The organism is Mesorhizobium sp. WSM4898, assembly GCF_029625845.1.
Taxonomy (GTDB): Bacteria; Pseudomonadota; Alphaproteobacteria; order Rhizobiales; family Rhizobiaceae; genus Mesorhizobium.
This window is the reverse complement of the sequence record NZ_JARTVQ010000007.1, coordinates 164,787-188,356: the sequence shown is the minus strand read 5'-3', so window position 1 is coordinate 188,356 and position 23,570 is coordinate 164,787. Positions and strand designations below refer to the sequence as shown.

22 protein-coding genes are annotated in these 23,570 nt (G+C 57.7%); 18 read left to right on the top strand and 4 right to left on the bottom strand.

What is annotated here, in order from left to right; all coding sequences use genetic code 11:
- Nucleotides 1-24 precede the first annotated feature (24 nt).
- Nucleotides 25-723, bottom strand: coding sequence for a secretin N-terminal domain-containing protein (locus P9228_RS24755; protein ID WP_024505367.1), 699 nt, complete (start codon nt 721-723; stop codon nt 25-27).
- 187 nt (nt 724-910) lie between these two features.
- Here P9228_RS24755 and P9228_RS24750 point away from each other — a divergent pair, with 187 nt between their 5' ends.
- The 12 genes from P9228_RS24750 (at nt 911) to P9228_RS24695 (ending at nt 10,461) form a co-directional block, all read left to right on the top strand.
- Complete coding sequence (locus tag P9228_RS24750) at nt 911-1,420, top strand: nodulation protein NolB (RefSeq protein WP_024505368.1); 510 nt, start codon at nt 911-913, stop codon at nt 1,418-1,420.
- A gap of 36 nt (nt 1,421-1,456) precedes the next feature.
- On the top strand, nt 1,457-2,293 hold the full coding sequence (gene sctJ, locus P9228_RS24745; protein WP_272483026.1) for a type III secretion inner membrane ring lipoprotein SctJ: 837 nt from the start codon (nt 1,457-1,459) through the stop codon (nt 2,291-2,293).
- Nucleotides 2,286-2,924, top strand: coding sequence for a nodulation protein NolU (locus P9228_RS24740; RefSeq protein ID WP_306462320.1), 639 nt, complete (start codon nt 2,286-2,288; stop codon nt 2,922-2,924). The genes sctJ and P9228_RS24740 overlap by 8 nt, the downstream gene beginning before the upstream one ends.
- The gene (gene sctL / locus P9228_RS24735) at nt 2,921-3,544 is read left to right on the top strand and encodes a type III secretion system stator protein SctL (RefSeq protein ID WP_024505371.1); all 624 of its coding nucleotides are present in this window, start codon (nt 2,921-2,923) and stop codon (nt 3,542-3,544) included. Before P9228_RS24740 ends, sctL begins: the two co-directional genes overlap by 4 nt.
- On the top strand, nt 3,541-4,899 hold the full coding sequence (gene sctN, locus P9228_RS24730) for a type III secretion system ATPase SctN (protein ID WP_063169268.1): 1,359 nt from the start codon (nt 3,541-3,543) through the stop codon (nt 4,897-4,899). Before sctL ends, sctN begins: the two co-directional genes overlap by 4 nt.
- The gene (locus P9228_RS24725; RefSeq protein ID WP_063169269.1) at nt 4,875-5,387 is read left to right on the top strand and encodes a hypothetical protein; all 513 of its coding nucleotides are present in this window, start codon (nt 4,875-4,877) and stop codon (nt 5,385-5,387) included. Before sctN ends, P9228_RS24725 begins: the two co-directional genes overlap by 25 nt.
- An 89-nt stretch (nt 5,388-5,476) precedes the next feature.
- A complete protein-coding gene (gene sctQ, locus P9228_RS24720; protein WP_095769044.1) occupies nt 5,477-6,505 on the top strand; it encodes a type III secretion system cytoplasmic ring protein SctQ in 1,029 nt (342 codons plus the stop codon).
- Complete coding sequence (gene sctR, locus P9228_RS24715) at nt 6,498-7,163, top strand: type III secretion system export apparatus subunit SctR (protein WP_029354851.1); 666 nt, start codon at nt 6,498-6,500, stop codon at nt 7,161-7,163. The genes sctQ and sctR overlap by 8 nt, the downstream gene beginning before the upstream one ends.
- 2 nt (nt 7,164-7,165) lie before the next feature.
- Nucleotides 7,166-7,441: an EscS/YscS/HrcS family type III secretion system export apparatus protein gene (locus P9228_RS24710; protein ID WP_024505375.1), complete on the top strand. Its 276-nt coding sequence runs from the start codon at nt 7,166-7,168 to the stop codon at nt 7,439-7,441.
- A gap of 8 nt (nt 7,442-7,449) precedes the next feature.
- Complete coding sequence (sctT, locus tag P9228_RS24705; RefSeq protein WP_063169270.1) at nt 7,450-8,268, top strand: type III secretion system export apparatus subunit SctT; 819 nt, start codon at nt 7,450-7,452, stop codon at nt 8,266-8,268.
- The gene (locus P9228_RS24700) at nt 8,265-9,302 is read left to right on the top strand and encodes an EscU/YscU/HrcU family type III secretion system export apparatus switch protein (RefSeq protein ID WP_024505377.1); all 1,038 of its coding nucleotides are present in this window, start codon (nt 8,265-8,267) and stop codon (nt 9,300-9,302) included. Before sctT ends, P9228_RS24700 begins: the two co-directional genes overlap by 4 nt.
- Before the next feature lie 355 nt (nt 9,303-9,657).
- Entirely contained in the window at nt 9,658-10,461 is an 804-nt protein-coding gene (locus P9228_RS24695) for a hypothetical protein (RefSeq protein WP_024505378.1), read from the top strand.
- A 525-nt stretch (nt 10,462-10,986) separates the two neighbouring features.
- Here the strand turns inward: P9228_RS24695 and P9228_RS24690 are convergent.
- Nucleotides 10,987-13,101 (bottom strand): hypothetical protein, encoded by a 2,115-nt coding sequence (locus tag P9228_RS24690; RefSeq protein ID WP_224570035.1) that lies wholly within the window; start codon nt 13,099-13,101, stop codon nt 10,987-10,989.
- A gap of 1,348 nt (nt 13,102-14,449) precedes the next feature.
- Here P9228_RS24690 and P9228_RS24685 point away from each other — a divergent pair.
- The 6 genes from P9228_RS24685 (at nt 14,450) to P9228_RS24660 (ending at nt 20,358) form a co-directional block, all read left to right on the top strand.
- Nucleotides 14,450-14,779, top strand: a complete 330-nt coding sequence (locus P9228_RS24685) for a hypothetical protein (RefSeq protein ID WP_081714433.1) — start codon at nt 14,450-14,452, stop codon at nt 14,777-14,779.
- A gap of 71 nt (nt 14,780-14,850) precedes the next feature.
- The gene (locus P9228_RS24680; protein WP_224570034.1) at nt 14,851-15,093 is read left to right on the top strand and encodes a nodulation protein NopA; all 243 of its coding nucleotides are present in this window, start codon (nt 14,851-14,853) and stop codon (nt 15,091-15,093) included.
- A 117-nt stretch (nt 15,094-15,210) separates the two neighbouring features.
- A complete protein-coding gene (locus P9228_RS24675) occupies nt 15,211-16,101 on the top strand; it encodes a hypothetical protein (RefSeq protein ID WP_024505382.1) in 891 nt (296 codons plus the stop codon).
- Between the two features lie 232 nt (nt 16,102-16,333).
- The gene (sctV, locus tag P9228_RS24670) at nt 16,334-18,397 is read left to right on the top strand and encodes a type III secretion system export apparatus subunit SctV (RefSeq protein ID WP_063169272.1); all 2,064 of its coding nucleotides are present in this window, start codon (nt 16,334-16,336) and stop codon (nt 18,395-18,397) included.
- A 53-nt stretch (nt 18,398-18,450) separates the two neighbouring features.
- The gene (locus P9228_RS24665) at nt 18,451-18,993 is read left to right on the top strand and encodes a tetratricopeptide repeat protein (RefSeq protein WP_082826568.1); all 543 of its coding nucleotides are present in this window, start codon (nt 18,451-18,453) and stop codon (nt 18,991-18,993) included.
- 894 nt (nt 18,994-19,887) lie between these two features.
- Nucleotides 19,888-20,358, top strand: coding sequence for a MucR family transcriptional regulator (locus P9228_RS24660; RefSeq protein WP_024505385.1), 471 nt, complete (start codon nt 19,888-19,890; stop codon nt 20,356-20,358).
- A gap of 228 nt (nt 20,359-20,586) precedes the next feature.
- Here the strand turns inward: P9228_RS24660 and P9228_RS24655 are convergent, their stop codons facing one another.
- Together P9228_RS24655 and P9228_RS24650 are read right to left on the bottom strand one after the other, a co-directional pair.
- Complete coding sequence (locus P9228_RS24655; RefSeq protein ID WP_008874821.1) at nt 20,587-20,799, bottom strand: cold-shock protein; 213 nt, start codon at nt 20,797-20,799, stop codon at nt 20,587-20,589.
- Nucleotides 20,800-22,342: 1,543 nt separating this feature from the next.
- The gene (locus tag P9228_RS24650; protein WP_063169274.1) at nt 22,343-23,464 is read right to left on the bottom strand and encodes a DUF418 domain-containing protein; all 1,122 of its coding nucleotides are present in this window, start codon (nt 23,462-23,464) and stop codon (nt 22,343-22,345) included.
- Between the last annotated feature and the right edge of the window lie 106 nt (nt 23,465-23,570).

The following is a 23,570-nucleotide window of genomic DNA, read 5'->3' as shown; positions in this document are numbered from 1 at the left end:
AGAGCTGCGGGAAATCCTCAATGTTCATTTCTTGCCCAGCTCAGGCTTCCCGCCAACGCTATCCTGTTGTGGGATGTCAGAAGAATAAGAAGCATCCGGTCGTCCGTCGCGAACGACCGTAGTGGAGGAGCCGCGAAACAAGATCAGCACTGATTCCTTTGGCGTTGCCGCTATGTGAGTCTGCGCCTGCGCCTGCGCCACCAAGCCGTTAAAGGTCTGCTCCACGAGTGCGACGAAGCGCGGTGGACCGGAAACGAAGACGAGGCCATTGCCTGGCACGGGTTTGACCACATAGCGCTCGTCGGAGATATCAAGCTTGTCGAGAGCCCCCTTGAACGCATCGAAGCGAATCGACGTCATCAAAAGCATTCGAGTTTGCGATTCTTGTGCAGCAGACACATAGAGCACAAGGCCGTCATAGTACCATTGTAGACCGTAAAGGTTCGTCAAGCGGTCGAGGAACGCGCGCGGTGGCAAATCAGGCATACGTCCGCGAATTCGCCCCTTCACCGCAGGACTGATGTTGACCCTGATATTCAGGTTGTTGCCGAATTCCTGCAACGCTGCAGCGAGCTCCTGATCCAGAACCGTGTATCTATAGGGTGTCGCCGGAAGGGACAGCGGGACTGCATGCGCCGGGTGAATCCCGGTGGACAGAAAAAACCCGGCACAAAGAAGTCTCAAAACATGCAGGGTGACGGGTTGGATAAGCGTTCTCGGCATGTCGCACTGATAAACCAAACGCTGAAATCATCACAAGTGACTAAATTGCCGAAGAGATTTTAGATTGTCGAAATGACGCCGCCGTTAGTCAGCTTGTTGTCAGCTTGCCCCCCTAGGAGTGTTGCGCCGACACCGGGTGATGAATGGGCGGGGCTCGCCCGGTCAGAGAGAGCAACCGAGTCCTTACATGATGATGCCTGTCACGTCGATCTCTGCCACTCTAACGGCTGGCCTCCCCAGGGTCGGATCACCGTCGATTGTCGAGCAGGCCCAGTTTGAGCGCGCCTTAGGGCATGCAGCCGACTCGCTGAAAAACGATGCCGCCGCGGGGCCAGCGAGTGCGGCGCCAGTTGCTGCGGCGATGGATGTTCAGCGCGCGGCTGCGCCGACGAGCGGCATGGGCGATCGCGTGTTGCAGACGATTTCCTCCCTATATCCACACAACACTGTTTCCTTCCCCGCGCTCGACCATGACATAGCCCTTTCGAAGGGCGCTCTACCGGGACCGGCGCAGAAGCTTCCCGTTCCAGGTGAGGCGGGAACCGGAATCTCGGGCATTCCCCAACAAGGGCAAGACTTCGAAACGATGATGGCTGGTCTTCGGGATGTTTACAACGGCGTCACCCAGGTGGCGCTTATCTCCAAAGGCGTCAGCGGCGTCACATCATCCGTGAATAAACTTTTGAAGGAAGGCTGAACCGCGCGCATGATTGGCTTGGCCGAGGGCGAAATCATGCGTGGCCTGTCAGGGTGGCGGTCGGTTAGACTTGTCATGCTGCCAGTTCTCGTCGCCCTCACTGCTTGCAAAGCCGACCTCTACACGCAATTGCAAGAGCGTGAGGCAAATGAAATGCTCGCACTTCTTGAAGACAACGGGGTCGCCGCGATCCGGGTGGTCGCCAAGGATGGAACCAGCACGATCCAGGTTGACGAAAAGCTGCTCGCCTTCTCAATCAACCTTCTGAACGCCAAGGGGCTGCCGCGCCAATCCTTCAAGAACCTCGGTGAGATATTCCAAGGATCAGGCCTGATTGCCTCGCCGACCGAAGAGCGTGCCCGTTACGTGTATGCCCTGAGCGAAGAGTTGTCGCGGACGATCAGCGATATCGATGGCGTTTTTTCTGTACGTGTTCACGTCGTGCTGCCGCATAACGACCTTGTGCGAGCCGGTGCCACGCCATCCTCGGCCTCGGTGTTTATCAGGCACGACGCAAAAACAAATGTCGCGGCTCTGCTGCCAAAGATAAAGATGCTTGTAGCCGACAGCATCGAAGGCCTGTCCTACGATAAGGTGGAAGTGGTTTTGGTGCCGGTAGAACGTTCCGCACACGAGCAACGGCCCGATCCGACTGCTGTTTTGCCACAAGCATCACTACCTCTTCCTGCGCCACTTCTGGCGACCGTAACAGGTTTTGCCGCAGCCGTATTCGCCGTGGCCTGTTATCTCTTGATCGGCGTTGTTACGCGTCGGCGCAAGCAATCAACCGGCGTTTCCAAGGTCGAGGGGCGCCGGGATGCTTCTGCTGTCGAGGCCATTCGCAAAAGAATGCCTGCAATTGGACGTGGGTGACATCTCATTGCCAATGCCTATACAGACCGCCCGACCTGATGGTCCGCACTTTCCGGGCGCGAGCGAGCTTGCGGCTTCGGCCCATCCAACCCGTCTTGCGGCGCGTCTTGATCCAGCGTTATCGGCCGAAACGTTAGTGAAGTTGCAGAAGTGTTCCAGACTGCATCCAAGGCTGGCAGAATTGCTGGGCAACGATGACGTGGATCTGAACCACATCGGCTGCAGGCCGGACCTTCTACGCGGGCATGATCCATATCGAGCGACCCTTCTTGCTGGTAGTATCTGGCATGCCCGTTCGCTGGTCGCGTTTGTCTCTCAGCCTGAGCTTGCCATCCTTGTTAAACGCATCGGCGTGGATGCACACGCATTCGGAATCCGACACCTGCTGCATGCTGTTGACAAAAGACTGATCTCGGACCCAGAAAAACTCGCTCAGCAAATCGAATACGATGGACACGCATGTCTTGGAGCTTGGCTCCAGGACAGTTCAGCGACCGAGCGTAACCGCGTGCTTCTTCGATTGCCCGAGGGGACTGCCGCGGAGACTCCAGCACATGAGCATTGGACCGCCGCCGGCCAATTGCTTTCACTTGTAGTAGCTCATTTTGAGACAGAGACCCCGGTGAAATGACAGTCGAACTTTCCGAGGGGCCAATAGCGCCGCAGATGCGTCCAGTCGGACCACTGATACCCGCGAGCGAGCTCGAAACCTGGCACAGCGCCGCGCAAGCCCTTGCCGCGGCAGAACGGCATCGGCAGCGCGTTCGAAACTGGGCACGCGCGGTTTACCAGCGGGCGTGGGCGCGCGGCCACATGGAGGGCTCGAATGCAGGCACCGAGGAGATGGCAGGGTTGATTGCGGAGACAATCTCCGAAATCGCGCGACGAAAGGCGGCTCTGGAGCAGGAATTGCCGCAGCTCGTGATGGAAATATTGAGCGATCTTATCGGCGCTTTCGATCCGGGCGAGCTATTGGTGAGGGCTGTTCGTCACGCCATAGAGTGTCAATACAGCGGCGCCGACGTTTGCCTTCATGTTTCTCCCATGCAAGTCGACATGCTTGCACGAGAGTTTGCTCGATGCGACGGCCAGGATGGTCGACCAAGGGTGCGGATCGAGCCCGACCCGACATTGTCGCCGCAACGCTGCGTGCTGTGGAGCGAGTACGGCAATGTTGACCTTGGACTTGACGCCCAGATGCGCGCGCTGCGCCTTGGTTTCGGGACGCTCTGTGAGAAAGGCGAGCTATGAGAAAGCCCGTCCCAGAACATAACGCTGACGCCCACACTCGAGCTCTCGTTCCAGCAATCTCGTCTTTGAGGGCTGCGGCCAAGCGAATTGACACGCGTGCGGTGCGCGGTCGGATCACGCGGGCTATCGGCACACTGGTTCATGCCGTCTTGCCAGACACTCGTATTGGGGAACTTTGCCTCCTAGAGGACCCGCGAACCGGGCTGTCGCTCGAGGCCGAGGTGATCGGCCTGTCGGGTGATGGTGTATTGCTGACACCGATCGGGGACTTGGTGGGCCTATCCAGCCGCGCAGAGGTCGTGGCCACTGGCCGAATGCGTGAGGTGCCCGTCGGCGGCGATTTGCTCGGTCGCGTGATCGACAGTCGTTGCCGCCCATTGGACGGCAAAGGCGAAATCAAGACCGTCGAAACTCGGCCCCTGCATGGCAGAGCCCCCAATCCGATGACGAGGCGCATGATTGAGCGGCCATTCCCGCTTGGGGTCCGTGTCCTCGATGGTCTGCTGACGTGCGGCGAGGGCCAGCGGATCGGGATTTATGGCGAGCCAGGTGGTGGCAAGTCGACGCTGTTGTCACAGATCGTAAAGGGTGCCGCCGCTGACGTCGTCATAGTGGCGCTCATAGGCGAACGTGGACGGGAAGTTCGTGAATTCATCGAAAGGAATCTTGGTGAAGAGGGCCTTCTCCGTACGGTCGTCGTGGTTGAAACATCCGACCGCTCGGCGGTAGAGCGTGCGCAATGCGCTCCAATGGCGACTGCGCTCGCGGAATATTTCCGCGATCAAGGCCTACGCGTTGCTCTCATGCTGGATTCGCTGACGCGCTTCTGCCGCGCTATGCGCGAAATAGGCCTTGCTGCGGGTGAGCCGCCGACGCGACGGGGCTTTCCTCCTTCCGTTTTTGGCATGCTGCCAGGCCTGCTCGAGCGCGCCGGCATGGGTGAGCGGGGCTCAATCACGGCCTTCTATACGGTGCTTGTAGAGGGTGATGGCACGGGTGATCCAATCGCCGAGGAATCGCGTGGTATTCTCGATGGCCATGTCATCCTCTCACGCGCTATTGCGGCGCGATCGCATTTCCCCGCTATTGATGTGCTGCAGAGTCGCAGCCGCGTCATGGATGCAGTCGTTTCGGGGACACATCGCAAGGCAGCATCCATTTTCCGCGAGCTCCTGTCGCGCTATGCCGAGACCGAGTTCTTGATCAATGTTGGCGAATACAAGCCAGGTGGAGATCCCCTGACTGACCGGGCTGTCGCGTCAATCGACGAACTGAGGGAGTTTCTGCGCCAGAGCGAAGATGACGCGTCAGATTTCGAGGAGACGGTCGCATGGATGTCGCGTCTGACCGCGTAAACTGGATTCAGTCTTCGAGTATACGGCTTCTGAAGGAAATGCAAGAGCGTCGTGCCCTTGGCGAGCTGTCCAAGAAGGAAGCCCAGCGCGATGTGGCCGCCTCAGCCGTACAAAATGCCTCTAGGGAGCTTGCAATGATACAGCAACATTGTTCAAGAAAAGAAGCAGCGCTCTATCAGCATCTGATGTCACTCGACAACTTGTCTAGCGCAGCGCTCGACCGTCACCGCCTTCACACTGAACAACTTGCCGCTGAGATCAATTCCAGACGGCAGATGCTTGATGATACCCAAATCGCTCAAGAGGAGGCTGAGATGGCGGCGTCCAGGACGAGGGAGCTATGGGTCATATGTTCGGCGGCAAGGGACAAATGGCAACAAATCGAGGACGACGTGCGGCGCGCCGTCGAGACTCATTCGGAGGCCGCAGCCGAGATCGAGGCCGACGATGAGATACTGCTGAAATATGCGAGGGGGTCGCTTGCCTAAATGCCGCGCAACCGGATCCGACGGTCGCAAGAGGTCGTCCGAATGACACGACCGTGCAGTCTTTGATAGGCGCTGCGGTCACACCCGCCATGTTCGAACCAGTTCTGAAACTGTCCCACACGGTTGTCTCGTGGCTCAATGATACAGCAGCGCCGCGCACGCCGTTTCAAAGCCGGATCAACGAGGTGCCGCTATCGGTGCGAACGGCAGGGCTTGTCTGGCAGCAGGAACCTGCTGCCATTCCGATGCTTGACTGCGTCTGGAGAGTGGGAGCCGAAACGGTCATCTTGTCACTGTCGCGCCCGCTCGTAGAGGAGTTCATCACGACAGTGCAGAACGGCTTGGCCTTCCCTTCCGAGCCAACTGCTTCGCTAATTCTCGAACTCGCTCTGGAGCCGCTTGTCACTCGACTGGAGGAGACGACGCGTCTGAACGTGCAACTCGTGCGGGTATGCGAAGCCACGATGCTGGCTCCTCATCTTGAACTCGACATCATTTTCGGCGCGGTCAAGGGCAAGGGCCGTCTATTCCTGTTCACGCCACTTGACGGCTTAGTACCGCCTGCGTTTCGCGCGCTAGGCGAACTGCTTGCCCAGTTGCCGCGGCAGCTGGGCGGGCTGCCTCCAGAGCTCCCGCTCATTGTTGCAGGAGAGGTCGGCACGCTTCGCCTTCCTGCGGCGCTTCTTCGAAGCGCATGTGTCGGTGATGCATTGTTGCCCGATATTGCGCCGTTCGGCCGCGGCCAGATCACCCTAGCTGTCGGCCAGTTGTGCGCCGAGGCGGATCTTGACGGCGATGAATTAATCTTGCGGGGGCCTTTCCGCCCGCGACCGTGTCCTTTGGAGAGTGCGCATATGACACAACCCGGATCGCAACTGGAGCTTACTAAGGATCTCGACGATGTCGAGATCGTGCTTGTCTTTGAATGCGGCCGCTGGCCTATTTCTCTTGGGGAATTAAGAAGTGCCGGCGAAGGGCATATTTTTGAACTTGGATGGCCGATCGACGGCCCGGTCGACATAGTGGCCAATGGTCAGCGTATCGGGCGTGGCGACATTGTCCGCATCGGAGAAGAGCTGGGCATCAGGCTCCGTGGCGGGTTTGCATGCAATGAGTGAAGCTCAGCCGACAATCCTGGCGCTTCTTGCGGTTACCGCCGGACTCGGTCTGCTGGTTTTAGCAGTTGCCACGACAACGGCCTTTGTAAAGGTATCAATTGTTCTTTTCCTCGTCCGCAATGCGCTCGGGACCCAGACCATACCACCCAATGTGGTGCTGTACGCCGCGGCGATGATCCTCACTATGTTCGTTAGTGCGCCCGTTGCTGAGCAGACCTATGACCGCATGTCGGATCCCAAGCTCCACTATCAGACATTCGACGACTGGGTAAGCGCCGCTAAAGCCGGAAGTGAGCCCTTGCGCGAGCATCTCAAGAAATTCACAAATGAAGAGCAGCGGCGATTTTTCCTATCTTCGACAGAAAAGGTCTGGCCAGAGGAAATGCACGCTGCAGCCACGCCTGATGACTTTGCAATACTTGTACCATCTTTCTTGCTATCAGAATTGAAGCGCGGATTTGAGATAGGATTTCTACTTTATCTGCCTTTTATTGTTATAGATCTGATAGTGACAACTATCTTGATGGCAATGGGTATGTCGATGGTCTCACCAACTGTTATATCTGTTCCGTTCAAGATCTTCTTGTTTGTTGCCATTGATGGTTGGTCAAAATTGATGCATGGGCTTGTGCTGAGTTATACGTTACCGGGAGGCTGATCATCACTGAATCCAGCATCATTACTCTTATGAGCCAATCACTGGTGGTTTTCATGATCTGGATTCTACCGCCGCTCATTGCATCAGTGGTTGTCGGCCTCGTCATCGGCATCCTCCAGGCGGCGACGCAGATCCAGGATGAAAGCTTGCCGCTCACCGTGAAGCTTCTGGTCGTTGTCGCGGTGATTGGGCTGTTTGCTCCTGTGCTAAGCGCCCCGCTCATAGAGCTAGCCGATCAGATCTTCACCGAGTTTCCCGCAATGACACTTAGCTACTAGTCCGCCCCATGGACGCGCCATCGGCCGATATTCAAATTCTGATCCAGACGGCTTTCGAACTCGTCGTTGCGGCAGGTCTTGGGGCAGCCCGCGCGATGGGCATCATGCTGATCTTTCCCGTATTCACACGCTCGCAGATCAGTGGGCTGATCCGGGGCTGTTTGGCTGTTGGCTTCGCACTACCATGCCTGGCACACGTCAGCGGCGGATTGCCGGCGCTGGATCCTGATACGCGCCTGATCCAGCTAACCCTGCTCGGATTCAAGGAAGTTTTTGTCGGTGTACTCCTTGGCACTTTTCTTGGCATTCCGCTTTGGGGCCTTCAGGCTGCCGGGGAGCTTATCGACAACCAACGCGGCATCAGCAGCCCGACCGCTTCGGCCGATCCCGCGACGAACAGTCAGGCTTCCGCGATGGGCGTTTTTCTGGGGATCACTGCGATTGCCATATTCGTCGGATCAGGAGGCCTGGAAACTTTGATCAGTGTCCTGTACCGCAGCTACTTGATCTGGCCGGTGTATCAGTTTCACCCGACACTGAGCGGGCCAGGAGCAATGGAGTTGTTGGGGCTTCTCGACAGCATAATGCGCACGGCATTATTGGTTTCGGGGCCTGTCGTGTTCTTCCTGATACTGATTGATATATCGATGATGCTGCTGCGTCGCTTTGCCCCGCAATTTAAGGCGAGCCAACTGTCTCCGGCAATCAAGAACATTGTCTTTCCAGTTCTCATGGTCACCTACGCTGCCTATCTGGTGGAGAGCATGAAACTGGAGGTCACACGTGCCAACGGCGTGCTGGAGTGGTTCGACAAATTGCTGCCATGAGCGACACAAGTGAAGAGAAGACACACGCCGCCAGCCCGAAGAAGTTAAGTGAAGCGCGCAAAAAAGGACAGCTGCCACGTAGCTCCGATTTCGTCCGCGCGGTCGGGACTTGCGCTGGGCTCGGCTACCTTTGGCTAAGAGGCAGCGTGATCGAGGACAAATGCCGGGAAGCGCTCCTATTAGCCACCAAGTTGCAGAGCCTACCTTTCGATACCGCGGTGCCGCAGGCATTGGTTGTGCTCGTCCAACTCACAGTCGCGGCTGTTGGCCCGCTGCTTGGAACCCTTGTCGCCGCGGTGATTTTGGCCAGCCTGCTAGCCAATGGTGGATTTGTCTTCTCTCTGGAGCCGATGAAGCTCAGCTTTAAGAAAATTGACCCCTTTGAAGGGCTGAAGCGCTTGGGGTCTGCTCGTTCCATGGTCGAAGTCTGCAAGACCATGTTCAAGGTATTGGTTCTCAGCGCAACCTTTTCCATTGTCCTTCTCGGGATGTGGAAGACAATGGTCCCTCTGCCGATCTGCGGCATGGGCTGTGTTGGCCTCATCTTTATGGAGACAAAATTGCTGATGGGAATTGGCGCCGGCGCACTGCTGGTCGGCGGACTGATCGATCTTCTGCTCCAGCGCGCGTTGTATCTGCGCGAAATGCGCATGACCAATACCGAAGTGACGCGCGAGTCGAAGGATCAGCAAGGAGCGCCAGAGTTGAAAGGTGAACAGCGTCGCATCCGCGAGGAGGCGGCCGACGAGCCTGCGCTTGGCGTGCATCGCGCCACGCTGGTCTTAACAGGAAGGGCGGTCCTGATCGGTCTGCGTTACGTTCGCGGTGAAACCGGGGTGCCGTTCTTAGTTTGCCGTGCCGAAGGTGAGCGCGTTTCACATGTGTTGAGCGAGGCGCGGGCACTACGCCTGACGATCGTCCATGACCATGTCTTAGCGCGTCAGCTGATAGGCACTACAAAACTCGGCCACGCGGTTCCTATGCAATATTTCCAGCCTGTCGCGAAAGCATTCTTTGCCGCAGGCTTGGCCTAGTCATGGAAGTCCACGACTGCCCAGTTCAAAACTGACCTGGCTCCATGCTAGTGGCAAATGTCGGCTGGCCATCCGTGCCCCAGTGTCTCTGTCAGGCCAACCGCGCAACCGCGGGCCTGGGGCAATCACTCCCCTCGGATCTGCCACCCAGCAACTACGGCAAGTCCTCCGGGCATGACCTTGCAGCCTCTGCTGGCCGGTGCGTGGCGCAGTCCGAGGTTTTGAGGCCGGCAGTGCGGATTTGATTGGTGCAGCCGTTGGAATGCCCTCGTCAGCTAGTCGTCAACTAAGCGCCCTATGTTGAACAGCCGTGCTAACTTGAGCTCGGTTGCGAAACATAGGAGTACGAATCGTCATGTATGGTCGAATTGGTGGCTCATCCGATAGTTACCGCGCGCATAATGCCGGCGAGCAATCGGATGCAGGAAGCGAAGGGTTCGCGGACACATTTGCCCGAATGCACTTATCCGGATCGGAAGGTAGCGGCGCCTCATCATCGGCGGCTCCCCAAGCATACTCCCTCAATTCCCGACCTCCTGTGGTGGAGATCAACAGGACTTCCTTCAGGAGACAGGTGAGGCAATTTCATGGTGATGAAATCACGCACATCGCCGACAATCCTCAAGAGTATTCGGAGTTCGTATCGTCACGAGCCAGGCGCACCGCGGACGTTGCTCAGCAATATGGCATCCGTCGAGATACGGAGCACGCGCGATATTTCAGTTACCAATTGGGAGACCGGAGTGCCGGACTGCTGAGAATGGAAGGCGGATTCAGCATGAACGAGTTCGAATCGGAAAGTTGGCGGGAACAATTTCCTGGTCGAACTGAGGTCACTTCCATAGTGGATCTTCAAGTCGCCCATCCGCTCGTCGAAAATGCGGGCGATATTCTGCTGGAGCATCAACTTCGGATAGACGGCGACCGACCGTTGCTGAATTGGCGTGCGGCTAATCCGGAAGCACAAGCGCGCGCGCAGACGATGGGGTTTGTTGAAGTGGATCATGGCGACCTGGTGCTTGACCCTACGCAGCATCCCGACAAATGGACGAAGAACAGTGCCGGTGAGTGGCAGCGTGCAGGCAAACCTCCACTCTATCTCCACAAAACCGAGGATAGCGACAGCAGCGATAGCGGGTCCGACGACGATTTCATGTGATTTGTCGACCCGCCGCCGAGCCTTGCAACTGGTGACGGTTGCAAGGCTGTTGGCAGTGAATGCTAATTGTCCGGCGACAGCCCCGCCTTAGCGCCAGCGCCGCCGAGCAATCCAGCCCATCTCCCAGACAATAAACTGCGGATGCGCATCGTGGGTGCTTGCGAGCGGATTGTATTCGGGCCGGAACTCCGCCTCTTGGAACCGAGCTCTCCCGAATCCAATTTTCTCCACCACACCGTTGGGTCGTTGCGATGCGCCGATCCCGATCGGATCGGCTATGCCTGCTCCGCGCTCGCAGGAAGACCTTCCGCCTCGATCTTGGCGGCGCGATCTCGGCGATAAGTTGGATGGGAGGCAAGATACGCCGCCACGTCAACAGCCGGTAACGCGACATCGCAAATCGGCCCTGACGGTAGCCGATCGACTCCAATCGCCGGACCGCAACTCGCGCAGCGGCATTCGCGGTTTGGCCAGGAGAAATGCTCGCTGACTCACAGCGTGGCCGGCCGCATTCTGAGTGCCCTGTCATGCAGCCTGCGCCGACGGGAGCTCGGCACGCGAATGGCGTGGTTGGCGGCCAAGCCCTGAGGTCAACAAGGACTTACAGAAAGCGGGGGTGAGTTTGCCGCGATGAATTATGACCTTCTCGCGACCGGACCTAGCATCGGCTTCCTCTCGCTCTCGATTGTAGCCGCGCTGTTCGTTGGATTTAACGTGGCAAGCGGTGAATTCGGAATCAGCCAGCCCTTCCAAGTTTCTGGCCATGACGGGGCGACTCGTGTGGATGTGCACCCACATCGGGCTCGGCATCGCACCATTGACCAGCATCTTGGGCTGCAGCTTCATCTCAAACAGCTTTCCTGGCTCGCCACGCAGCGCGACCGGTGCCTCCGGCGGCATCAATTCGTCGGCATTGCACAAATGTTCCAGGTATTTTTGCGCCGGAAATGCGTAGGTCTTCATGCAATCAGTCGTAATGCCGGCTTTTCCTTCATTCAATGCGTTGGCCTGTCCCAGCACCATGTTCAGCAACCCTTTGAGCTGGTCTGTGCGTTCGTGCACTTTGGGTAGCTGGGTGGAGGTGAGTAGCAGGCGTACATTACGCCCCTGCAACCCGGCGAGACAGGTTTGCATCTCAATGGCCTGGGCTCGCAGGTACTGGGCCACATCGTCCACGACCTTACCGGCCTCCTCAGGCTTCATCTGGCGCACTTGGGAGACGACGCTTTGCTGACCGGCCAGATCGAACTGCAAAAGTTCGTCCAATCGTTTGAGCCGCTCCGTCAATACCTCCATTGACAACGCGGCGCCCCCGATTGTCGAGCCTGCCCCCGACGAACTCGCAGCCACCTCTTGCGCTCTCACCTGTGTACTCGCAACTTGATCCGAGCGCGCGAGAACCTTGGCTGCTGGCACTGTGCCGGCGTTCGCAGCGACTGGTGTTGATGGCTGCCCGGCGGCAGAAGTCCCGGCGCGAGCTGCCGACTTATGCTTTGACTTCCCTTTCCTTCGCGCTGTAGTGCCTTCTGACACTGCAGCCGTACCAGCAGTGTCAGCCGGTATCGCAGCGCCTGCCCTGGCCGGCATCGCAGCGCCCGCCTGGGCCTGTGGCGCCATGATGGCTGACGGCGGAGACTGCAGGTTCAACAAGTGCATGGCATCGTGCGCAGTGATCCATGCATCGTCCACGATCCGTTCGAACAGTTTCAATGGGAGGCCGGCATCTGGGTAGGTATGGCTTAGCTTGGTATGCACCTCGTGCAACGCCAATCCAAAATCCGAAAGCCGCTCCATGATTTTTTCTACAACCGCGCAATCATGAGCGTTGAGTGTTTTGCCATCATCCATTATGCCCTTCGCCAAAGAGAGGGCGCGAAGAGCTTCTTGAGCGGCGCTTGCCATCAGCTGCACCACTCCATTTCGACCGACGAGGAGTTCCTTCAAATCTGGCTCGAACCTGCTCGCCCGCAGTTCAATCTTGGCCCGCGCAAGACCGATCCGCTCACGGACCAGCCAGATCCTGACACTCAGTACCGAGCCGGCACGCAGCCGCAGTGCGCACCGCTCGGCTTCCCGCATCACGGGCGTTCCACTGGATAGGCTAGCGGTGGCAGCGCAGGCGGATCGCTGCCGTTCGGAGCGCCATGCCTTTTTTTCCCACCACTTAATTGCCGCCGTATGGTGGTTCTCCACATTTAAAATCAACAGCTCCTGCCGGTCCGCCTGGGAGTAGGAGTAGAGTTTATCGACCATACCTGCCGCTTTCTTGGTCTTTTTGTCCAATTTCGTGATCGTCGACAGGCCAAGTTTGTCTACTTCATTCGCGGCGTCGCACACGATCTGGCAACATCTACGCACCTTGTCGTCTGGCATAATTGTCTGCGCCTCAGCCGCAGGCAGGCTAGCGCGGTACTCCAGAATTGCTGAGGCTGCATCGACGACCCCACTGATCAGCTCCACCGCCTCCTCGGGGACGTCGGTTTTCCTGGCCGCAGCCTCGCAATCAGTCAGTTGTTGAACAAGACTGTTCATTCTGAGCTGTGTCGGACTGATATCTTTATTTGACGATGAGCTGGTGCCTTCCACCTGCGCGGTTGATAGTTGGCTACCGACCGGCGCCATGGCTTCGCCCTCAGACATGGAGGGAGAACCGCGCCGCCTTGCGGCTGCGCCACGTGGCGCTACGGTTCCGCGTGGTGGCGCAGCGGCTCCACGTGGCGGTGTGTTCAGGATTTGATCTTCGCCAATCGAGGCGCCTGGCAGACTTTCGCGGGCATCGCCTGGACCGCGCGCAACTGGAAGGGAGGAGGGCCTCCTATCGGCGTCCCCAGAGCGCATCTGCTCCACAACGGAATCGAATGACTGTCCACCTTCTCCCGCAGCAAGACTTGATTGCGAAAGGGAACTGCTCGCCCGCCCCGCGCGGCTGGCTCCAGTTTCAGCCTGCGATTTCCGTGGTCGGCCAATGCCCTTCATATTGCGTCTCCGTAGTAGGCGAGAATGTGCTGCTATTGTGCTGGCGGCTGACGAGACCAGCGGCATCTTTCGGTTAACGTCACGGTCAGCCAGACCCGCGACGGCGTAATGTTCCCGCCAAAGTGCTTCTCAGTAGCAGGCCAAGATTGGCCCGAGCTCACAGGACTTTCGCAACGTTGCCATCGATGTCCTGAGATTATCAGCGCTTCAGTCCGCCGATTTCCAGGAACAGCGAATGAAATCAGACCAACTCGGCTAGCTCCCCTTCCTAGACACGTGCCTGACGATTTTATTGATGCGTCACTCCTCTCGTTCGCCACCGACAAAGTCACACATTTGCTTCAGAGAAGCGTGTGCGTTGCGTATCACGCGGACCATTTCGATCTATAGTTACAAAAAGTGTCGAGACGGGACCTTTGGATCCGAAGGTCAGGCACGGCCGGCCTAGATAGACCGCTTGGCTGACGATTAGCTGACGATGGGAGTTCTCACGAACAGGGCAAGAAAATCCGACCGCTTCAAGCTTTCGATATGGTGAGAAGAGGATCCGCACCGGCCTCCCAAAGCCGGCAGACCATCCCATGTTCGTACGGTCGCCGACCTTCTCGAAGCCAATGAGCTCACCGCGCCGGGCCGTGATGTGCAGGCGAGAGAATGGTGATGCAAAGACCGAGTTCCTGCTCGTTGCGTGCGCCCGTGGAGCCAGCAAGAATACGGTCATTGCGGTCATGCAGCACGTGGACCGTGTCTCCTGTTCGACACCACAGCATCGAGGATGCAAACGAGCTGCTGCGGCTGCCATTCGGTCGCGGCATGCGTGGACGGCGGGATTGGCCGAACAGCCGAGATCGTGGTCGACTGTTCGATGCGAGAGCAACATCCTGCAGAGCATACGTTTTTGCGCTGGCCGGTTTTTGTCAAAAGCCGTCAGGTTCTCGAAAGCTCCCGCCCTTAGCTTGATCGAGGCTAACCTTTAACACGTCGCCGCCAATGGCAAATGCCGGAGTACCTGATGATAGCAGCAATTGGGAGTGGAGTTGGCAACCTCGGGACTTCCTTGATCCGAAAGGGCCATGGGGATTCGAAATCCGAGCATTCTGGTGATGGCAAGCCGGCTGATGGCAATGATGGCAAGCCAGCTGGTGGGAATGATGGCAAGGCAGCTGGCGGGAACGATCGGGCGGATAACCGGACCGTTTCAAATGATCAACTTCAAGACAACTCACAGTCTGCAGCACAAAGTGAAGCCTTCCAAAGTATCCTGCGATCGTTCGCGTTCCAATTCGCGAACGATGCGATGGCTGAGGCCGATGAAGCTTTGGATGACACAGAAGATGCCTGACGCGGGAAATCCGGCGTGAGGTCATACAGGCCGTTATTGACGGCACAACTCCAACAGAAAAAGGAATGATCATGGCTGCAGTTGATAATAATAAAAAATCAGGCAATACCAATACCAGTAGCGCCGGCAATACCGATAAAACTAACAGTGGCACTCCCGGCAATACAAGCGGAGCTGATGCTACTGCTTTTCAGGCGCAAGTGCAGGAACTAACCAATGTTAGCTTGGAGGCGACGAAAAGGAGTGTCCAGTTGCGCACTCTAACGACCAATCTCCAGACCATCAAGAAGGCCGCCGACGAACGCGTTTCGTAATGTCGGAAGCGGGTTTTAGACTGCCCCCTAGCGCGTCTCCTTATTGACGCGACGTAGTCCCGAAATGAGCCGCATGGCAATTGCCATGCGGCTTCTATCCTGTTTGAGAGATGCTCTGTGGATGACGCCGTTTCCCTCCGTTTCGAAGTGCGTTCGGGGCACTATTGCGGTCTGACCGGCAAGACGGATCTTCAAAAGTGTTTAATCGGCAGCGGCTTCGATGCCGATTTGGTCTTTGTCGAGCAGGGACTGGCACCGCATCACCTTCGTGTAACTCTTCTTGGCAAGTCGATCGAACTGGAGGCGCTTGCACCCGGACTCAGTATCGAGGGCAACCGGAATATCGCCGCAGGCCAGTCCGTTGTTGTGCCCCTTCCTGTCGTCCTGCTCGTAGGCGAGATGTCCATTGCTTTGTCCGTGCAGGATGCAGAGCCGCCTGGTTCGACCGGCATACCGCGCCTACCGATCGGTGTGCTCGCCATGGTCATAATCAGCTCACTCGGGATCGGCGCGCTTTCAGGCACGATCTCCTATCTTGGCAATGCAAGTGGATCGAGCCCCAATTCACTTCGGGCTGAAGTCGCGTCCAGAACGATCAGTCACCGCGCTGACAATGAACTTACGGAGGCAGCGGCCCAAGAGCTGCAGGAGGAAGTCGATCGAGCGGGTCTTCTCGACGTCAAGATTGGGTCGGCAAAGGGTGTTGTGACCGCCGAAGGCACCGTCACGTCTGAATCGGTCATCAGTTGGCAGAAGCTTCAGCAATCGTTCGATCGTCGCACCAAGGGTACTCTAACACTGGTGAACGGAGTGCTCATCAAAGAGGAGAAGGCGCCATCCGCAATCGCGGTCGAAGCTGTGTGGCATGGGGTCCAACCATATATTGTCATCGACAGCGAGAAGTATTTTGTCGGCGCCATTTTGGCTGATGGATGGGTGGTCGAACGTATTGAGGACAGCCGTGTGCTGCTGAGCAGGAATGGCCGCATTGCTGCTCTCCAATATTGAAAGCTCGCAGGCCCCATCAAGCAGCACTCTATGGCCAGCCAAACATCCTGTCGCGCTCGGTGCTGACAAGCTGGCTGCGTTGGAAACATTTGCTGCCCAGCCATTTCGCGCCTGCTTGTGGCTCTCATGCAGGGTCACGCGCTGGCCAAGGCTGAGGCGCCTTCGGAGTTCGAAAGCCACGTTTCATGGCGTAACAGCAGAGTAAGTCTCAACCGATTGCAAAGGTGTCTCGATGGCCAACGTCCTGCGTGACTTCATCAAGCGTGCGCCGGCCAGCCCGGATTTAATGGTTGCGTTGATGCTGCTTCTGGCTGTCGCGATGATGGTCATGCCTATCCCGGTCGTGGTGGTCGACGCCCTGATAGGATTCAATATGGGGTTGGCCATACTGCTGATGATGGTTGCCCTGTATGTCAGTACTCCACTTGATTTTTCCTCTTTGCCCGGCGTTATTTTGATTTCCACTGTATTCCGTCTCGCGCTCACGGTCGCAACGACGCGACTGATCCTGGCCGAGGGGGAGGCCGGCAGCATTATTCATACTTTTGGCGATTTCGTCATTTCAGGCAATATCGTGGTGGGTTTCGTCATATTTCTGGTCGTCACCATGGTGCAATTCATGGTCCTCGCGAAGGGTGCCGAACGGGTGGCAGAAGTGGCGGCGCGTTTCACGCTGGATGCTCTGCCGGGCAAGCAAATGGCGGTCGACGCAGAGCTACGCAACGGCCACATCGATGCCAACGAATCCCGCCGGCGGCGCGCCGAATTGGAGAAGGAAAGCCAACTCTATGGCGCGATGGACGGCGCGATGAAATTTGTGAAGGGCGATTCCATCGCCGGGCTGGTGGTTATCTGCATCAACATGCTGGGTGGAATTTCGATCGGCCTGCTCTCCAAGGGCATGTCCTTCGGCGAGGTACTGCATCACTACACTCTGCTGACGATAGGCGATGCATTGATATCGCAGATTCCGGCCCTTCTGCTCTCCATTACTGCGGCGACCATCGTCACCCGTGTGACTGGGACGGCGAGGATCAACCTCGGTACAGAAATGGTCAGTCAGCTCACGGCCAGCACTCGAGCCTTGCGACTGGCGGCCGGCGTCCTGGTTGTAATGGGGTTCGTTCCTGGGTTTCCCCTCCCCGTCTTTCTGATGCTGGCCGCAGTGTTCGCTGCGGTAAGCATTGTCAAGGCTGATGTGCTGGGCGCCGGCACTGCCGATGCGAAAGGTGGAACTGCAGCGGAGCCTAAGCAAGCCGCGCCTGCGAAGGAATTCCCGATCGCATTTTTTCTAGCGCCAGATCTTATGCAGGCGGTCGATCAAGCCGAATTGCAAAAACATATTGGGCGCGTTTCGCTCCTGGTCACAGCCGATCTGGGCATTATCGTTCCTCGCATCCCTGTCTTGGTTGACGAGCAGCTGCCTGAATCGCAATTCCGAATTGATGTCGAGGGCGTGCCAGTCGAACAGGACGCCTTAGATCCAAACCAGATGGCGCTCCGAGCCGATGTAGCGCACGTCGACTCGAGCGGTGTCCCCCTTAGACGTGAGCCGAAAACGGACAGACTCCCGGTTGAACATACCCCTGCAAAGGCCCTTACGGGCGCCGGCACGGAGCATAGGGCTCCCGGCGAACTCCTCGCCTTGCGCGTCCATGCAGCGTTGACCCGCTACGCACCGCGATTGGTGGGCATCCAAGAGACCCGACATTTCCTGGGCCGAATGGAGCAGGAATATTCTGAGCTTGTGAAAGAGGTGCTACGCACGACGCCGATTCCTCGGATTGCCGATGTTCTGCGCCGCCTCCTGGAGGAAGGTATCCCAATCCGCCACACCCGTCTCGTGTTGGAGGCATTGGCCGAATGGAGCGAGCGTGAGCAGAACGTTGCCCTGCTGACGGAATATGTCCGTTCTGGTTTGAAGCGACAGATCTGCCACCGCCATGCCAACACGGAGGGCATCGTGTCCGCCCTGGTCGTCGAGCGCGAGAGCGAGGATGTGATGCGTGGCGCGGTTCGAGATTCGGATGCAGGCCCCTATCTCGCACTGGAGGATCGGCAAAGCGAAGCGATGCTATCACAGATACGTCAGGTCCTTTCGAACGCAGAACCGGGTCAAACCCGCCCTATTCTGTTGACGTCGATGGATGTCCGACGTTTCGTCCGCGGCTTTCTGACGCGAAACGGGGTTGATCTCGCCGTGCTGTCTTATCAAGACCTCGCCTCCGACTTTACAATTCGCCCCGCAGGATCCGTCACACTCCCGCACGGATCGAACAGCGGATTGTTAGAGTAGTCCCACCTTTCCTAACTGAACGCCACGCGCCTCCCCGATAACTGAGAGATAACATGAATAGTAATACAGTTTCTCCATCGCCTATGTTTCTGCGCCGGAACTCACTTCTTTTTGCCGTACTCGCCATTCTGCCTTTGGGCGGTTGCGCCAGCTGGCAAAAGCCGGCTCTTTCCGTGCAGGAGACATCTTCCCCCGAGTTGCTCAGCGCCGATCAAATCGATCCGGCTATGCGCGAACGCATTTTGCGCGAAGTTGGTCAGGATGTTCAAGAGCGGGCTTTGCGGGATGAGGTGAAGCAGCACCCGGACAATGTTGATGCGGCGATACGACTTACAAATGCCTTGGTGGGCCAGAAGCGCCCGCACGAAGCGGTTGAGGTGCTCGACAGCGTCTTGGTTGCAGCCCCAGGAAACGTACGTGCATTGAATGCGAAGGGCGTGATTTTGGACATTGAGGGGCGGCATGACGCGGCACAGGCCCTGTATCGGCGAGCTCTCGAAAACGAGCCAGGCAATCAGATGGTGCAGCATAACTTCAATCTGTCGCTTGCCTTTAACGGCAAGTCCGAACAACCAAGGTTAGCACGATCGCAATAGGTGGGCACAGTGCATGCGCAGCCTGTTCCCCGGCTCGAACACGCGCTCGGCTCCCATCATAGATGGCCCCCTGAAGAGAGCCATATCTATGCAAAACAGTTGCTCCAGATCTGGCCGGCAGAGATCGGCAGGAGAGCCGGATGACATCACGCGGCCACCCGCAAGGCCACCCGCCTCGCTTCGTTGCCAGAGCGCCCTCTCCCTCGCCGGTCACCGTCTCGCAATGCGGCGACCTGGCTTAAGGCGGTCGACCGAGCGCCCGATGCAGTAGCCATGAATACGTAACGCAGCGATGGACCCGCCGGATCGTGTCGCGCTTGTGCTGGCCGTCCCTGCCATTACAGCACGGTGATTGTAGCTGGATCATATTCTAGAGGCATCGATGGTGTGGATGCCTTCGATCCAAACAATCGATTTGTTGAATTCGTCCGCCTGAGGAAATTAGCTGCGGCGATCCGACTTCCGACGCCTGCAGGCGCAAAACCAACAGCGTGAGCGCTGCGGGTCCGGAGGCAGGCTGCAAAGTGCAATCACCAGCGCTGATAAGCGGCAAGTGAAGAATGTATCGCTCGGGCAACTCCTGTGTTGTGCACGGTTGCCCCGCGAGGTGAACTGTAGCAGCTTGGCAGCTCAGCGTTCACGAAAGGAGAAAAGATTTGGGGCCAAGCAAAGACCGGCTTTTTTGATTGTCTTGCTGTATCGCTATGGTGGGGCGGGCGCGACCGCTCCCATAATTCAATACGCTGCCTTTAGCGATGGACGATGACGGGATGCGTCGCCGAGACTTCAATGGTGGAGGAGCAGCGCACCCGTCGATCCATTTGCTTTCAGCGGCAACCGCCACTATGAAGCGACACTTCGCCCAACTGTGTTTCAAGCTGCCCGGAGAAGTTTATGACAGAAGAACCCCACAAGACCGACATCCTCATCGAGCTCACTGCCGATGTTGTATCAGCCTACGTCTCCAACAACCCCGTCCCGGCGGGGGAGCTTCCTGCCCTGATCGCCCAAGTGCACGGGGCTCTAAACGGCACGGCTGGACTCATACCGGCAGAAGAGCCTGTGCCTGTAAAAAAACCTGCTGTCCCGATCAAAAAGTCGATCGAACCGGACTACATCATTAGCCTTGAAGACGGCAAGAAATTCAAATCGCTAAAGCGCCATCTGGCGACGCACTATGGTCTGACCCCAGACGAATATCGCGCCAAATGGGGTCTGCCGTCGGATTATCCCATGGTGGCGCCGAATTACGCCGCTGCGCGCTCCGCCTTGGCCAAGACCATGGGACTCGGCCGCAAACCGAAAGAGCCGGAAGCCCCAGCCACGGCGCCGGCGAAACGGACCCGCAAGAAGGTCGCAGCCTAAATCCGTATCAACAGTCGTTCGGACGCGCAGCAGCCGTTGGCCCAATCTGCGCGGAATCAAAGGGCGGGGATGAGCCCCGCCTTTCCCGTCCAAGAGCCTCATTTCCAGAGTAATTCATGATGGCTCCAGCAATCCCTGCCGCGGCATTAACTTGCATGCTCCGGCCCGGGTTTCGAGCCGTCAATGCGTTCCGGCGATGACGAACCTTGCCAAGGCTTTCCCGGACCGTTAGCCAGCCTTGCTGAGGCTGCCTGCAGAGGACTTTCCCGTGCGGCGATCCTGTTCCACCTCGTAGTTGATCTTCTGGCCCTCATTAAGGGTCGACAGGCCCGCTCGTTCAACAGCGGAAATGTGGACAAAGACATCCTGACCGCCGTTGTCAGGCTGAATAAAACCAAAACCCTTCGTGCTGTTGAACCACTTCACCGTTCCAGTCGCCATATCCATTCCTTTGTAATAAGTCGCAACTTAGGCAGGCCATTCACGCCAGCCTGATTTGTACACGAGACTTTAGGCGCATCAAAATCGGAAAATTGCAAGGCCCACTCGATCGCCTGATCTCCAGCAGCAACTGCAACATATGCGAGGCGCGTGCCAGACGAGGCGTATGCCAGACGTTTCGTCGTGCGCTGTCGCTCGAACGTTGACAGAAACAATGACACACCTTGCAAACTCGGCACATCTTGTGGACGTGCTCGGGTCGCTTCTCGACTGCGATACCCGCTCCTGACCGGGTATCGTCGGCCAAAATGAGAGTTTTTGTCATGTGCCGCCAGACCGAAAGATCAGGCGCGCAGCGACCTGCACATTCAAACCGGAACCCGCGAACCTCGATTAGCTTCTGCCTGCTCCGAAGGGCGGTAGCCTGCTCTGAGGCGGGCCACTGTCGGGTTGAAAACCAACTGTCGGGTTCGGAACCCCAGATTGTCGGCAAGGTACGCGCCGCCCACTGGTTGGCCAAAGGGGCACTGGCTCCTGATCCTGCCGCCATGCTCGCCCGATCTCAACCCGATCAAGACAGGTCTGCTCAAAACTCAAGGCGCGGCTGCGGAAGAAGGCGGCCAAAACTTTCGACGCTCTCTGCGGAACTCTCGGCGATATCTGCCAGCTGTAGGAGCCAAATCAAAAACCATTAATTGCGACAGGTGATTTTATGACATTCATTGCGAAGAGGCCAGAATGAACAGCGGAAGAGAGTAGCAGCTCTCTGGTCGCGGCGAGGTGGATCGTCGACACGATCGGCACCTGGCCCGTGCGGGGATCGCACCGCAGCCAGCACCAGAGCCAGACCTTGACCGCTTGCCTTGCTCAGGCGCCACAACAACGAGTGGCTGGAAGCAGATCCACGTGAACTCAGCGATATCGATCAGACGATGCTTACCCTCATGAAAGCCGATCCCGACGCTGTCCAGCGCCGCGAAATCCTGACCAGCATATGGCGCATCGGATGCCACCGCCTGCACACTCACCATCGACATGCCGGAACTCGGAACCAAAGGCCGCAAGCCTCGCCGGCCTCGGCAAAATGGAGCGGCCGCGCCTTCATCCGGGGCGGCCGGGCCAATGTTCGCCAGGCCCTCTACATGCCCGGCCCTTCGCCCTGCGCTTCAACCCCGACCTCAAGGCAAAATACCAGGCGCTAAAGGCGGCAGGCAAACCCGCAAAGGTCATCATCTTGTTGCGAAAGCTCCTCATCCTAGCAAACGCTCTCCTCAAGGCGCAGCGAAAATGGCCCCTAAAACCCTTGACCGAAACGGATACCTTAGCCTTTCAGGTGAGGCGGGCCGAGATAGACCAACCGCGGGTTTAACTTCGCGAGTTTAAGCTGATTATGCCGATGCAACTCTAGCGCCTGCGCGACCGTTTTAGCTTCCATCAACAAGGCGGCAGGCTGGGAGGAAGTACCCTCCCCTGCCGCGAACAAGCTTTGGACAAAGCCCCACCTTGTCCGTAATGTGATCGGGAGGCCGGGGCGCGGCGGTGCTCAGCGGATGTGACGCGCGAGATCTGCGACCCTACCCATCAGCACTTCCATCGGTCCTCGCTGGAAGATGCGCAGCCAAAGCACCGCAAAAGTGCTGATAACCACAACGAAGCCAAAGAGCGTGGACAGGCTCTCGTCTTTGAAAATGTTTATCTTCATAAGATAGGCTATTCCCGCAATGTGCAGCACATAGGCCGTCAAAGACATCGAGCCGACTGCGATTATTGGCCAGACCAGCTTTCGCAGACGCGGGAGCGCATCCACAGCGAGCATGCAAGCCGCCAAGATGATCATTGCGCAACCGGTGCTGCCCACGATCGAAAGCGTCGTTTCGCTATGAGGTGCGGCTATCCATGACGACTTGACTATAAATGACGACTTGGAAGGCTCAAAAGCGCCGTCAACGTCAGACCACCACAAGGAGGTTTCAGTCAAAGCGCGGGAACTCAGCGCGAGCAAGGATCCCCCATGGCCCAACACGGCCAGCGCGACCCCCGCCAGACCAAGGCGCCAATGCGCTGCTAGCGTATTAAGATTAAGGCGCGCGATGGCCATGCCAGCGATGAGGAAAGGAACCCAGGTCACCGCGGGATAGTAGCCGTTGACCATGAGGTTGAAGACCGGGTCGAGGAGGTTGGGGGCAACCGACAGAAGGGAGGAACGGACTTGCGGGAGAACTAATGCCGTAGCGGCAGCGATCAAGCCCAGCTGATATGCGCTGAGCCGATGGAGCGGCAATACCAACAAGAAGCAAATTCCGTAGTATTCTAGGATGACTTCGACCTGGGTACCGAGGCAGCCCAGGATTGAGCCAAGCGCGAGCAAAACAAGGGCACGAATTGCGACTCTGGCGATGGCCTGTCTACCGGCTATCCCCGACTTCGGCGCCTTGCGACCTGTAATCAGGAGGATTGAAAAACCGGCCAATACGGCAAACAGGGCCGACGGCCGCCCATGGGTTAGTTCCATCAGAAACCCGACTAGTCCTCCTTCGCCGGGGTCGGGACCGAGATGGGCGGCATACATCCCGAAGACAGCCAGGCCCCGAGCGAGGTCGATGCCGACCAGCCGATCTACTACCGACCCATTCCTAGCGTCGGCAACCGGTGCCTTCATTACCATGGTAGATTCCCTTGTTGGGTGTGTGGATCGCGGGAGCCGCGATAGGAGAGCCGGTCGGCTGCTGCCGTCGCCTCGTGAAAGGGTTCAAAACATCGCGCCATCTGGC

Bases quoted from the DNA above. Each gene is read 5' to 3' on its own strand.
- P9228_RS24755 (WP_024505367.1), bottom strand. From the start codon at position 723: ATGCCGAGAACGCTTATCCAACCCGTCACCCTGCATGTTTTGAGACTT.
- P9228_RS24750 (WP_024505368.1), top strand. From the start codon at position 911: ATGATGATGCCTGTCACGTCGATCTCTGCCACTCTAACGGCTGGCCTC.
- sctJ (WP_272483026.1), top strand. From the start codon at position 1,457: ATGCGTGGCCTGTCAGGGTGGCGGTCGGTTAGACTTGTCATGCTGCCA.
- sctL (WP_024505371.1), top strand. From the start codon at position 2,921: ATGACAGTCGAACTTTCCGAGGGGCCAATAGCGCCGCAGATGCGTCCA.
- sctN (WP_063169268.1), top strand. From the start codon at position 3,541: ATGAGAAAGCCCGTCCCAGAACATAACGCTGACGCCCACACTCGAGCT.
- P9228_RS24725 (WP_063169269.1), top strand. From the start codon at position 4,875: ATGGATGTCGCGTCTGACCGCGTAAACTGGATTCAGTCTTCGAGTATA.
- sctQ (WP_095769044.1), top strand. From the start codon at position 5,477: ATGTTCGAACCAGTTCTGAAACTGTCCCACACGGTTGTCTCGTGGCTC.
- sctR (WP_029354851.1), top strand. From the start codon at position 6,498: ATGAGTGAAGCTCAGCCGACAATCCTGGCGCTTCTTGCGGTTACCGCC.
- sctT (WP_063169270.1), top strand. From the start codon at position 7,450: ATGGACGCGCCATCGGCCGATATTCAAATTCTGATCCAGACGGCTTTC.
- P9228_RS24700 (WP_024505377.1), top strand. From the start codon at position 8,265: ATGAGCGACACAAGTGAAGAGAAGACACACGCCGCCAGCCCGAAGAAG.
- P9228_RS24695 (WP_024505378.1), top strand. From the start codon at position 9,658: ATGTATGGTCGAATTGGTGGCTCATCCGATAGTTACCGCGCGCATAAT.
- P9228_RS24690 (WP_224570035.1), bottom strand. From the start codon at position 13,101: ATGTCTGAGGGCGAAGCCATGGCGCCGGTCGGTAGCCAACTATCAACC.
- P9228_RS24685 (WP_081714433.1), top strand. From the start codon at position 14,450: ATGATAGCAGCAATTGGGAGTGGAGTTGGCAACCTCGGGACTTCCTTG.
- P9228_RS24680 (WP_224570034.1), top strand. From the start codon at position 14,851: ATGGCTGCAGTTGATAATAATAAAAAATCAGGCAATACCAATACCAGT.
- sctV (WP_063169272.1), top strand. From the start codon at position 16,334: ATGGCCAACGTCCTGCGTGACTTCATCAAGCGTGCGCCGGCCAGCCCG.
- P9228_RS24665 (WP_082826568.1), top strand. From the start codon at position 18,451: ATGAATAGTAATACAGTTTCTCCATCGCCTATGTTTCTGCGCCGGAAC.
- P9228_RS24660 (WP_024505385.1), top strand. From the start codon at position 19,888: ATGACAGAAGAACCCCACAAGACCGACATCCTCATCGAGCTCACTGCC.
- P9228_RS24655 (WP_008874821.1), bottom strand. From the start codon at position 20,799: ATGGCGACTGGAACGGTGAAGTGGTTCAACAGCACGAAGGGTTTTGGT.
- P9228_RS24650 (WP_063169274.1), bottom strand. From the start codon at position 23,464: ATGGTAATGAAGGCACCGGTTGCCGACGCTAGGAATGGGTCGGTAGTA.